An 11,688-nucleotide genomic window follows, 5' to 3' on the forward strand; every position below is an offset into this window, starting at 1 on the left:
TTTCCGGAGGCTCCGCCCTGAACATGCCTTGCCGCGCCGGGCTGCGGCCGGCCGCCTAATAGGCGTAGGGCTCCTGTTGCCTGATCTCGAACATGTAGGGCACGGCGGGCGGCTCCAGGGGCACCACCTTGTCGGCCTGGAAATAGTAGCGCTGGTTGATGGCGCTCACCCGGTTGGTGCGGCTGTCCAACTGGGCCTCGCTCTTTTGCGGCGCATTGGGGCGGGGCTCCAGGCGGCCGTATACCGATACCCAGGAGCCCATGGGCGGAAAGACGCCGTCGGCGGGCGCGGCCAAAAAGCCCACCCACACCGCGTCGGCCAGGCAGCAATACACGCTTAGGCGCACCAGGGCGAAGCGGCCCTGGCTCTTGAGGTTGGGAGTATCGACCACCTGGGCCCGGAGCACGTAGCGCTGGTCCAGCTTGGCCTGGTCGCCCTCCTCGGCCACCACGAACAACTCGGCCAAGTTTATCTTCACGTACTCGTGGCCGCCCCGGCTCACCCGCGAGGCGATGCGCTCTTGTTGGCTGCGGGTGAAGGGCGCGGCTCCGGGGGACACGCCGGGCTGGGAAAAGGCCCCCTGGTCCCAGGCCAGGCACACCACGAGCAGGGCGGCCAGCACCAGGGTCTTGAGCGGCCCGGAGCGGCGGCCCGTGGCCAGGGCGGCCACCAGGCCGCACAGGGTCAGCAGCCCCCCGGCCCCGCCGGTGAGCCAGCGGAACTTGGGGTTCAGGAGCATCCAGTAGTCCTGGCTGAAGGACAGGGTGAGCATGAACAGCCCCAGTCCGGCCAGGATGAGGGCCTCCAGGGAGGCGAACAGGCGGTTGGGGCGAACTACCACCACAGCCACCCCCAGACGATGGACAGCGCGAAGACCATGACCGTGGGAACCACCGCCAACACCAGCACCACCCGCCTGCGGAAGGCCCCCCCGAACATGGCCAACAGCTTGAGGTCCAGCATGGGCCCCAAGGCGATGAAGGCCAGTTGGGCCGCGCCGGGGAAGCCCAGGAAGGAGGCGGCCACAAAGGCGTCGGCCTCGGAGCACACCGACAAAAGCACCGCCAGGGCCATCAGCGCCAAAACGGCCACCACCAGGTTGTCCTGCAGCGCGGTGAGCACCGACACCGGCAAGAAGGCCTTGCTGGCCCCGGCGGCCAGGGCCCCGGCCAGCAGGTACATGGACATGTGCATGAATTCTTCGGCGGTGCGTACCAGCAGGTGTTTGATACTTTTCTCGCCGCCGGTGTGGTCGTGGCCGCAGCCGCAGGCGCAGCCCGCCGGATGGGCCGCCTCGCCGGGGAGCATCAGGCCCAGGGGCTGGATTTGGGCCGAGCCCGGCAGGGGCGCGGCGGGGCGCACGATTTCGCTCAGGGAACGGCGGCTGAAGTAAAAGCCCACCACGGCGGCGGTGATGGCCACCACCGCCACCCGGCCCAGGACCATGGACAGCCGTCCCTGGAAGGCCACGTAGGTGGAGATGAGCACCACCGGGTTGATCACCGGGGCGGCCAGCATGTAGGTCATCGCGGTGGTGGGGGTGACTCCCTTGTCCAGCAGGCGGCGCACCACCGGCACCACCCCGCACTCGCAGGTGGGCAGGATCATGCCCGCGCCCAGGCCCAGGAGCACCGCGCCGACCTGGCCCTGGGGCAGGTGGCGGGCCAGGAACTCCCGGCTGACGTAGCACTCCACCACCGCTCCCACCAGCGAGCCCAGGAGCAAAAAGGGCGCCGCCTCCCAGAACAGGGCCAGGACCAGGGAGAAGAAAAGATCGAGCTGGGCTGGTTCAGTCATGTTGGGGCCCGGCCCCCCTAAGGGAATGGTCAACGCAGGTCCTGGGCCAGCTTGGCGGCCAGGGAGCGCATATTGTTCAGGTAATCATAGGCCAAGGGGTTCAGACTTACCACCACCCCGCCGATGGCCGATGCCACGGTGGCCGCGCTGGCCGGGTTGAACTGGGGCTGCACGAAGATCACCTTGATGTGCTCGGCCTTGGCCTGGTCGATCAGCTCGGCCAGGCGGCGGGGGCCCGGCTGCTTGCCCTCCAGCTCCACCGCTTCTTGCTTCAGGCCGTAGGCGCTGAGCAGGTAGCCGTAGGCCGGGTGATAGACCAGCACGGTGCGGCCCTTGAGGGGAGCCAGGGTGCGGGCCAGCTCGGCGTCCAGGGCCTCGAGCTCGGCCAGCACCTTCTTGAGATTGGCCTGGTACCCGGCGGCGTGGGCCGGGTCGATCTTGGCCAGGGCCCGGGCGGTGTTGCGGGCCATAGTTTGCATCTGGCGCGGGCCCAGCCACACGTGGGGATCGGGCGCCCCGGCCTCGTGACCCGGCAGGGGCTCCTTGTGGCCCTTACCCTCCTCGTGGTGGTGGCCCTCCAGGCGGCGCAGCTTTATGCCCGCCTGCATGGGCACCACCGGCAAGCCGGGCAACTGGGCCCGCAGGCGAGGCAAAAGCACCTGCTCGAAGGGCACGCCTATGGCCAGGTAGAGCTTGGCCTGGCCAAGCTCGGCCAGCTTGCGGGGACCGGGATCGTAGGTGGCCGGGCTGGCGCCGGGGGGCAGGAGCACCAGGGGCTTCACGTATTCGCCGCCCACCTGCTTCACCAGCCAGGCCTGGGGGGGGATGGACACCCCCACGATGTAGGGCTGGGCGGCCGGGGCCCAAGAGGCGGTGAGGGTCAGAAGGGCCGCGATCATCAGAAAGCGCGATATGAGCCGCATGGGTGTCTCCCGCAATGAGTAGTATTACATAATAATACCAGAAAGGCCGTTGGTGTGAATGCCTCCTCTAGGAGTGGACGTTTACCGTTCGAGGGAGCGCGGGAGAGGGGTAGGCGGCGCTGAACTCTGCCCCTGTCCTGCCTAACCTCAGATTAGCGTAGGTTGGGTAGAGCGAAGCGAAACCCAACAATTCCCATTGCCTGGTCACGCCTCTGTCGCTGGGGCGATGCCGCCCCACCCGGGGGAAGTCGAAGATCACCACGTCGCATCTACCCGGAGATGCTCCTCGTGATGACGGCTATTACTGGCAGGAGAGGGATCTCAGACGATGTCGGTCCTGAGGTTGATGCCGTAGTCCTTGATGCGCTTCCACACCGTGACCCGGCTGACCCCCAACACCCGGGCCGCCTGGGACTGGTTGCCTCCGCACTGCCTGAGCACTTCCACCAGGTGCTGGCGGTCCAGGGAGGGCCGGCCCCGGCGGTGGGCCGGGGCGCTTTCGCCGCCGGCGATCTTGGGGGGCAGGTGCTCGGCGGCGATGAGCCCGCCGGGGCAGAGCACAAAGGCGTACTCCACCGCGTTGATCAGCTCGCGCACGTTGCCCGGCCAGGGATAGGCCAGCAGGCGCTCCATGGCGCCGGGGGTTACTCCGGTGATGGGCTTGCCGCTCTTGAGGGCGATGCGCTGGATGCCGTGGTGGGCGATGAGCGGGATGTCTTCCAGACGCCGCCGGAGGGGCGGCACGTTCAGGGGCACCACGTTGATGCGGTAAAAGAGGTCCTCGCGGAACTCGCCCTGGGCGATGAGGCTGTCCAGATCCTGGTTGGTGGCGGTGATGATGCGCACGTCCACGTCGATGGGCTGGTGGTCGCCCACCCGCTCTATCTCGCGGTTTTCCAGCACCCGCAGGAGCTTGACCTGGGTGGCCAGGGGCACGTCGCCGATCTCGTCCAAGAAGATGTCGCCCCCGTGGGCCGCCTCGAAGCGCCCCACCCGGGTGCGCTCGGCCCCGGTGAAGGCCCCGCGCACGTGGCCGAACAGCTCGCTTTCGAGCAGGCTCTCGTTAAGGGCGGCGCAGTTCACCTTGATGAAGGGCTCCTCGCGGCGGGGGCCAAGTTGATGGATGGCCCGGGCCACCAGCTCCTTGCCGGTGCCGCTTTCCCCGTGGATGAGCACCGGGGCTTCGCTGGCGGACACGTTTTCGATGAGGTCGAACAGGCGCTGCATGGCCTCGCTGCGCCCCAGGATGCCGTAGCGGCCGTCTTCCTGGCCCCGCAGGGTGCGGCGCAGGTCGGTGATCTCCTGCTCCTTCTTGGCCAGCTCGCTGATGTCGATGAGCGTCTCCACCGCGCCCAAAGCCTGGCCGTTTTCGTCCTTGAGCACCGAGGCCCGCTTGATGACGTCCACCTGTTGGCCGTCCTTGTTGGTGATGGTGCAGCGCTTGGCCCTTACCGAGCCGTCCACGAAAAGCTGGCACCACTTGGGCCCGGGCCCTTGGCCCACGATGCTGCATCCGGTGCAGCCCAGCACCTTGCAGTTGCGGCCCACCAGCTCGCCTTGCGAATAGCCGGTGAGCTCCTCGGCCGCCGGGTTCATGGCCACTATGGAGCCGAAGTCGTCCACCACCAGCAGGCCGTCCTGCATGGTGTCCATCACCGTCTTCCAATAGGGGGTCAAATCCATAGCCAGCCGCCAGTGTTAATTAATAACTGTTAACTTAATGGTTAACCGTTAACGCTCCGCTTCAAGGCTTGGCCCAGGCGTTTGCCATAAAATACAGATACTTGACTGCAAGAGCCTGGCCGGGGGACGCGGGGGTCACGACCCGCCATTGCTGATAAAAGCAAAACACCTGCCAACTTTGCCGACCCTTTCGTGCTTTTAATGCTTCCCCACTCCGTGGCCCTGGTTGGGGTGGGTATATATCCGCTTTAATTAAAAAGATAAATAGTCTTCTCCATCAACGGGGCCGGGTTAACTCAAAGCTTCTCCAGCGGCTTACTAGGCGTTCAATTCACACTTGTTATATTAACACATGTTCAAAAACTTAACATAAAGTTCCTTTGTCCTGGGTGTTTTAGGGACACAAAATAGACATAATCAACTGAATATCAATCAATTAAACGAGAAACCCGATAATGGCATGGGTGTTGCTGTGTTTGCCCTTACCGCCTGGCCGCCCCCAAGTGAGCAGGCGTTAAGTCGCGATTTACAGGTCGGGACGGGATTGGCAGCCGCCCGGCAGGTAAGCCATATCAACTCACGGAGGTAGACACATGATTGCTAAAGCCCTTAGGCGCGCCTCTTTGCTGGCCCTGCTTTTGGTCGCGGGGGTGGGCGCCTCCCTGGTCCCGGCGGCCCCGGTCCAGGCCGAGGTGATGGCCAACCAGAAATGCTTGAAGTGCCACGCCGAGCTCAAGGACATGGAAAACGTGGTGGCCGGCGACTTTCAAAGCCGCTCGGGCAAGGCCAAGTCCATTTCGGTGATGGTGGCTCCGGGCAAGAACATCATCCTCAAGTTCACCCCCGAAACCACGGTGGAGAACGTCCCCAATATCAAGGCCCTCAAAAAGCCCATCCCGGTGCAGGTCACCTACAAGAAGGTGGGCTCGGACCTGGTGGCCACCGAGATCGTGGCCAAGCCGGTGATCAAGGTCTCCGACAAGCAGCTCATCAAGGTGGACGAGCTGGCCGCCTTGGTGGCCCAGGGGCCGGACAAGGGCGGTTACACCCTGGTGGACTCCCGTCCGCCCATCCGCTTCAACGAGGGCCACATTCCCACTTCCATCAACATGCCCTTCCCCAAGATGCCCGACATGATGGGCAAGCTGCCCAAGGACAAGAGCAAGCTGGTCATCTTCTACTGTGAAGGCTTCAGATGAGTGCTCTCGCCCATGGCCGCCAGGTTGGCGGAAAAAAAGGGTTACACCAACGTCAAGGTCTTCCACGCCGGCATGCCCGCCTGGAAGAAGGCGGGCCATCCCGCCCTTACCACCTCTGATTTCGTCAAGAAACGCTTGGGCTACATCGTGGTCATCGACACCCGCGGGGTCGAGGCCGCCAAAAAGGGCCACGTGCAGGGCGCGGTGGCCATACCCAAGGCCAAGGTCATCGCCGAGCGCGAGCAGTTCCCCCTGGACACCAAGGCCTACATCGTGCTCTACGGCCAGAACACCGACATGGCCGGTCTCAAGGATATCGCCAAGACCATCGGCACCTGGGGATATCAGAACGTGGCCATCCTGCAGGGCGGCTACGACGGCTGGGTAAAGGACAACGGGCCCATCCAGAAGGACCTGGTCAGCACCCAGATCTTCTATCTGCCCCGTCCCCACCCGGGCGAGATCACCGGCGACGAGTTCATGAACATCGTGCGCAACCATCCCCAGGGCAAGCTGATCCTGGACGTGCGCACCACCGCCGAGGCCGCCGGAGGCATGCTGCCCGGCGCGGTGAACATCCCGGTGGACGAACTCAGCGCCCGCCTGGGCGAGCTGCCCAAGGACAAGGAGATCATCACCCATTGCCGCACCGGCCTGCGCGCGGAGATGGGCTACAACATCCTCAAGAACGCCGGATACAACTCCCGCTTCTTGAACGACAAGGTCACCATTCTCCAGACCCAGGTTTTCTGCTGCTATAAGTAGCGGCTCGACTGCCCCTTGCGGCGGCGGCTCCTTTGAGGGGCCGCCGCCTCTTTTTGTGCGGGCGGCTGGCTGTGCCGCCAATACGTTGCTTGTCTTTTTTTATTGAAAGCGTAGGTTAGGTTGAGCGAAGCGAAGCCTAACAAACCCCTTGTCGTTGCGAGGAGCGTAGCGACGAAGCAATCTCTGCCCCGGCAAGACGCCTCCACCAGCCAAGAGGGCGAGGATGAACCCCGTCGGTTAGATTGCGATTTCAGTCGATAGTCGTCATTGCGAGGCCGGGCAGTGGTCAACGTGCGGGTAAACCAGGCCGCCCGGTCTGCCCGGCCGCGGCAATCTTCCGTTTCCTTTGTCATGCCTTGGCTAACCATATCCATCCAACCCGCCTTCCTTGCTCCTACCCATCCCGCTTGGGGGAAGGCGAAGATCACCGCGTCGCATCTCTGTTGAGATGCTCCTCGTGATGACGGCTGTTACTGGATTGCTGAAGGAAGCGAGCAGGGGCAAACCCCGGCCCTGCGTGGCTTGTCCAGCGAAAGTGTAGATTAGGTTGAGCGAAGCGAAGCCTGACAAGCACCTCTATTCCCCCCGCCCCGCCCCCTGCGGGAGCCCTTGTGTGCCAACCCACTGCGCGGTATCTTGATGCCAACCCTTGGGCGGGAGAGCGACCGAGCATGATCCGCGTATCGCAACCAACGACCGGGCCGGAGGAACTGGCGGCCCTGGAGCGCGGCCTGGAAATGGCCTACTTCGGCCACGCGGCCAACGTGGTGGAGCTGGAAAAGGCCCTGGGCGAGTTCCTGGGCGCGGCCGAGCGCCCGGTGGTGTGCGTAAACTCCGGCACCGCCGCCCTGCACCTGGCCCTGGCCTGCCTGGACCTCATGCCCGGCGACGAGGTGCTGGTGCCCTCGCTCACCTTCGTGGCCAGCCTGCAGGCCATCACCGCGGTGGGGGCCAAGCCGGTGCTCTGCGAGGTGCGCGAAGAGAACCTGCTCCTGGACCTGGCCGACGCCGAGCGCCGCCGCACCGCCCGCACCAAGGCGGTGATGCCGGTGCACTATGCGGGCAACCCCGGCGACCTGGAGGGGCTGCATGCCTGGGCCGGGGAGCGGGGACTTCGGGTGGTGGAGGACGCGGCCCACGCCTTCGGCAGCTCGGTGGGCGGCCGCAAGGTGGGGGCCCTGGGCGACCTGACCTGCTTCAGCTTCGACTCGCTCAAGAACATCACCTGCGGCGAGGGCGGGGCCCTGGTCTGCCCCGACGCCGAAACCGCCCGCCGGGCCGGGCTGATGCGCGGCCTGGGCATGCAGCGGCCCCAGGCCTCCCTGGGCGGCCCGCCCAGCCGCTCGACCTACGACGTGGTGTGCCAGGGCTGGCGCTTGCACATGAGCAACCTCAACGCCCTGGTGGGCCTTGAGCAGCTCAAAAAGGCCCCGGCCTTTTTCGCCCGCCGCCAGGCCATCGCCCGGCGCTACGACCAGGCCCTGGGCGGCCAGCACGGCCTGGCCCGGTTGCCCCTGGACTACCAGCGGGTGGTGCCTTTTATCTACACTCTGCGGGTATTGGACGGCCGCCGGGCCGGGCTGATCGAACACCTGCGCTCCCAGGACATCGAGACGGCGGTGAACTACCCGCCCAACCACCTGCACAGCCTCTATCAAGGCCTGGGCGGCGCGCCCCTGCCTATCACCGAAAAGCTGGGCGAAGAGATTCTGTCCCTGCCCCTGCACTGCGCCCTGAGCGACGAGCAGGTGGAATACGTTATAGACAAGGTAGGCGAGTTCCTGGCCTGAGCCCGCGCCGGGCGGCGCGGTCCTCTCTCAAGCCGGAGGCTGCCACTCCAAAACCCAAACCGGTTGCGGCCCCAGGCGCTCCAATTTCTCGCCATCCCCCTGACCCACCTTTTGCACCATGAGGTGCAGCAGCCCCTTTTGCAGCCACAGCACGCTGTCGTGGGTGGGCTCCCAGGCGCCCACCCCCTCGCGGGTCAGGTCAACGAAGCGCCACTGGGGATCGTCCAGGTTGTCGCAGGTGGCCAGTGATACCCGGTGGCCGCGCTCCACGTCGCGGAAAACCATATGGCAGCGGGTTTGCCCCGCTTGTCCCCGGTCCAGCAAGAGCAGGGGGCGCGAAATGGGTATGCTTTTGGTGCCCAGCCCGCTCAGGCTGAAGGGCGTGCTCCGCCGGGACACCTGGCTGGTTTGCCAGCGGCCGCCTCGGCGATGGACCAGAAAATATTGGGGGACTTCGCTGCCCTCGGGCGTCCAATAGGTGGCCACGCAGGGGTCGCCTCGCTGGTCCACGGCCATGGAGGTCTGGTTGATCAGCCCCCGGCCCTGGGGTATGCGCCGGATGTATTCCGCCGAGGCGGCGGTGATGGGCAGTTGGTAACGGCTGCCGTCGGAGCGCAGCCAGGTGCGCCCCCCGTCCGGGGACTGGGCGTAGCAAAGGTCGTGGTTGCTGGCCACGTCCGGGGTTTCGCGCCACACCCAGGACAGGTGCAGCACCCCCCGCTCATCCAGGGCCGCCTGATGATAGGCGCTGCGCCGCCCCTGGCCGTCGATCAGCCCCTCCTGCACCCGGCTCCAGGTACGGCTGGCGGGGTGGTAGCGGTTGAGCATGAGGTCGCCGTTGCCCGAGGCCCCGTGGCGATAGAAAAACAGCAGGTCGCCGTCAGCCAGGCGCAGGAACTCGGGATAGGTGACCCGCTTCTCGCGAAGGCCGGTCATGGCCGTGGCCGGGCCCAGGCGCAGCGAACCCGGCTCCTTGCCGCGGCAATAGCGCAGGGGGCTGTCGTGGGCGTCCCAGGCCAGGTGCAGATAACCCTCGCCGTCGGCCATGAGGCTGAGGCAGTTGTGGGCGTCCCGGGTTCCGCCCTGGTGGAGGGTCCGCTCCGTCTCCCAGGCCGCCTCTCCCAGGCGGCGCCGGGCCAGAACCACCCGCCCCCTGGGGCCGTAGAAGGCGGCGTACTGCATGCCCAGGTGGGAGGTAAGGGAGTCGCGCCGAAAAATCACGGCGTTGATCGAGGTGCGCGCCCAGCCCCGACCCAGGCAGGTGACCCGGGCCGGGTTTGACTCGTCCGTGCTCGGCGGGTAAATTGAATCATCGGGGTCCGCCGTGCATGGGGCGCGTTTGTCTTTTTTCCAGATCATGGCCGCATTATACCCTCGGGGCCACCCCTAGGTCCCAGGGGCGAAATCGATCCACCGGCGATGGTGTCGATTCGGCGGTGCTACTGGGTTTTGCGTCTTGATAGCCGGGGGATGATCGGCGTGGGCAAAGCGGGAATCTTGAGGTTGGTCACGCTGGGTTATGGCCGGGTAATCCCGCCCCGGGTAAACCGGGTGCTGCCCCGCCGACTGCGGGTTTTGGCCAAGTACGGCTTGAACGCCGTGAGCGGCGGCCCGTCGGCTCCCCGGGGGCCGGTGGAGTATCTCCACACCCATGAGCACGGGCGCCACAAGATCAAGGCCAGCGTGCGGGCGCGCCTGGCGCGTTTGCCGGAGTGCCAAACAAGCATCGCCGCCTACCAACAGGCCCGCGATCAACGCGATCCGTCCGCGTTGAAAATCGCGGTCTACGTGACCATTACCAATAATTACGACTCCATCAAGCTGCCGGAGAGCTTCAACCCCGGCCTGGACTACGTGTTGTTCAGCGACCGCCCGGTGGCCGACACCGGGGTTTATGAGGTGCGGCCCATCACCTACCACAACGACGATCCCACCCGCACGGCCCGCTTCGTCAAGACCCATCCCCACGTCCTGCTCGGCGATTACGACGTGGCGGTGTGGGTGGATTCCAACATCATGCTTTTGGATGACATCTTTCCCCTGGTGCAAAAGTTCCTCGTCTCCGGCAAGCTGGTGGCCAGCAATCCCCATCCCTGCCGAAACACCCTGTATGAAGAAGCCCGCATCTGCCGCCGGTTCAAAACCGACGACGGCGATCTGATCAAAAATCAGGTTAAAACCTACCGGCGTCTTCAGTTCGCGCACAACGACTTGGTCGAGAACAACGTGATGATGTTCGACCTGCGCGATGAGCGGACGGGGCGTTTTTTGGACGCGTGGTGGGCCGAGATGGAGCGCGGCTCCAAGCGCGATCAACTCAGCTTCAATTACTGCCTGGCGTCCCTGGGCCTGGATTGGCACCGGATTACCGACCGCGCGGCCCCGGTACTCGACCACCCCTGCTTCGCCCTGATGGTGCACGATCACGCCCAGGGCCCGGCCCAGGAGCTGGTGGAGGCCCTGGGGACTGGATTGGTGGACCCCTACGCCGGCCCCGGCTTCGCCGGACTGCGCGACGCCCGTGTCCGGGCCCATAGCCGGCGGGCCATCGACATCGTCGTCTGCGTGCACGACGCCTTGGACGACGTGCGGCGCTGCCTGGATTCGGTGGCGGCCAAGCGCGCGGGCGACCGGCAAAAACTCATCTTGATCGACGACGGCTCCGGACCGGAGACGGCGGATTACCTGCGGGGTTTCGCCCGGGGCAAGGACTGGGTGACCCTGCGGCGCAACGAGGCGGCCCGCGGCTTCAGCGGCGCGGTAAACCAGGGCCTGGTCCTGTCCAGCGGCGAGTTGGTCATCGCGCTAAACAGCGACACCGTGGTTACCGACGGCTGGGCCGAAAAGATGGCCGACGCGGTATTTTCCACTCCCGGCGCGGGTTTGGTGGGGGTCATGTCCAACGCCGCCGGCTACCAGTCCCTGCCCGATCGCACCGGAACCCGGCACCAAACCGCCATAAACCCGCTGCCGCCGGGCATGGGCCCCGACGATCTGAACCGTTGGTGCGAACAATGGGCCGGGGCGGACAGCCTGCCCCTGGTCCCCCTGGTGCACGGCTTTTGCCTGGGTTTCACCCGCCAGGCCCTGGAGCGCGTGGGCCTTTTGGACGAGGAGGCCTTCCCCGGAGGTTACGGGGTGGAGGACGACTACACCATGCGGGCGGCGGACGCCGGAGTCCTGGCGGTGCTGGCCGGGCACACCTACGTCTTTCACGCCAAGTCCAAAAGCTATGCTCCGGCGCGGCGAGCGGAGTTCATGCGCCGGGGCCTGAGAACGCTGGGGCACAGGCACGGCTCCCATCGCTTGGTTCGGGCCATGGCCAGCATGGCCGGCAATCCCTTTTTGGGGCGAATGCGACGCAGGGCCGCTGAACTCTACACGGGGGACAATCAGGCCCGGCCAGAGGCGCCCTCCCGGTGGGGGCGATAGCCAAGAACGGTATGATTTTGAGGCATTAGTGCCTGGACAATATAGCGCTTACCCCCTAGACTTGTCCAAGTTCGGCCAAGCCGGGGGGATGCGGCGTAA

At 65.6% G+C, this 11,688-nt stretch carries 9 protein-coding genes; 4 read left to right on the forward strand and 5 right to left on the reverse strand.

All coding sequences use genetic code 11. The annotated features are described in order from the left end of the window. Positions 1 to 55: 55 nt before the first annotated feature. The 4 genes from AACH32_RS01480 to AACH32_RS01495 all read right to left on the reverse strand — a co-directional run bounded on the left by AACH32_RS01480 (position 56) and on the right by AACH32_RS01495 (position 4,403). On the reverse strand, positions 56 to 844 hold the full coding sequence (locus AACH32_RS01480; RefSeq protein ID WP_338604707.1) for a TIGR03943 family putative permease subunit: 789 nt from the start codon (positions 842 to 844) through the stop codon (positions 56 to 58). After that, complete coding sequence (locus AACH32_RS01485; protein WP_338604709.1) at positions 835 to 1,797, reverse strand: permease; 963 nt, start codon at positions 1,795 to 1,797, stop codon at positions 835 to 837. Before AACH32_RS01485 ends, AACH32_RS01480 begins: the two co-directional genes overlap by 10 nt. Before the next feature lie 29 nt (positions 1,798 to 1,826). Then, a complete protein-coding gene (locus AACH32_RS01490) occupies positions 1,827 to 2,720 on the reverse strand; it encodes a metal ABC transporter solute-binding protein, Zn/Mn family (protein WP_338604712.1) in 894 nt (297 codons plus the stop codon). Positions 2,721 to 3,041: 321 nt separating this feature from the next. Further along, positions 3,042 to 4,403 (reverse strand): sigma-54 interaction domain-containing protein, encoded by a 1,362-nt coding sequence (locus AACH32_RS01495; protein ID WP_338604715.1) that lies wholly within the window; start codon positions 4,401 to 4,403, stop codon positions 3,042 to 3,044. Positions 4,404 to 4,996: 593 nt separating this feature from the next. Here AACH32_RS01495 and AACH32_RS01500 point away from each other — a divergent pair. The 3 genes from AACH32_RS01500 to AACH32_RS01510 all read left to right on the forward strand — a co-directional run bounded on the left by AACH32_RS01500 (position 4,997) and on the right by AACH32_RS01510 (position 8,157). After that, complete coding sequence (locus AACH32_RS01500) at positions 4,997 to 5,602, forward strand: rhodanese-like domain-containing protein (RefSeq protein WP_338604718.1); 606 nt, start codon at positions 4,997 to 4,999, stop codon at positions 5,600 to 5,602. A 12-nt stretch (positions 5,603 to 5,614) separates the two neighbouring features. After that, complete coding sequence (locus tag AACH32_RS01505) at positions 5,615 to 6,367, forward strand: rhodanese-like domain-containing protein (protein WP_338604721.1); 753 nt, start codon at positions 5,615 to 5,617, stop codon at positions 6,365 to 6,367. A 671-nt stretch (positions 6,368 to 7,038) separates the two neighbouring features. Then, on the forward strand, positions 7,039 to 8,157 hold the full coding sequence (locus AACH32_RS01510; RefSeq protein WP_338604723.1) for a DegT/DnrJ/EryC1/StrS family aminotransferase: 1,119 nt from the start codon (positions 7,039 to 7,041) through the stop codon (positions 8,155 to 8,157). Positions 8,158 to 8,184: 27 nt separating this feature from the next. Here AACH32_RS01510 and AACH32_RS01515 read toward each other — a convergent pair whose 3' ends face one another. Further along, on the reverse strand, positions 8,185 to 9,378 hold the full coding sequence (locus tag AACH32_RS01515) for a BNR repeat-containing protein (RefSeq protein WP_338604726.1): 1,194 nt from the start codon (positions 9,376 to 9,378) through the stop codon (positions 8,185 to 8,187). Positions 9,379 to 9,636: 258 nt separating this feature from the next. Between AACH32_RS01515 and AACH32_RS01520 the strand changes: the two genes are divergently transcribed. Then, complete coding sequence (locus AACH32_RS01520) at positions 9,637 to 11,589, forward strand: glycosyltransferase (RefSeq protein ID WP_338604728.1); 1,953 nt, start codon at positions 9,637 to 9,639, stop codon at positions 11,587 to 11,589. Positions 11,590 to 11,688 lie beyond the last annotated feature (99 nt).

The sequence above is a fragment of the Desulfoferula mesophila genome (assembly GCF_037076455.1).
In the GTDB taxonomy this organism is placed as follows: Bacteria; Desulfobacterota; Desulfarculia; order Desulfarculales; family Desulfarculaceae; genus Desulfoferula; species Desulfoferula mesophila.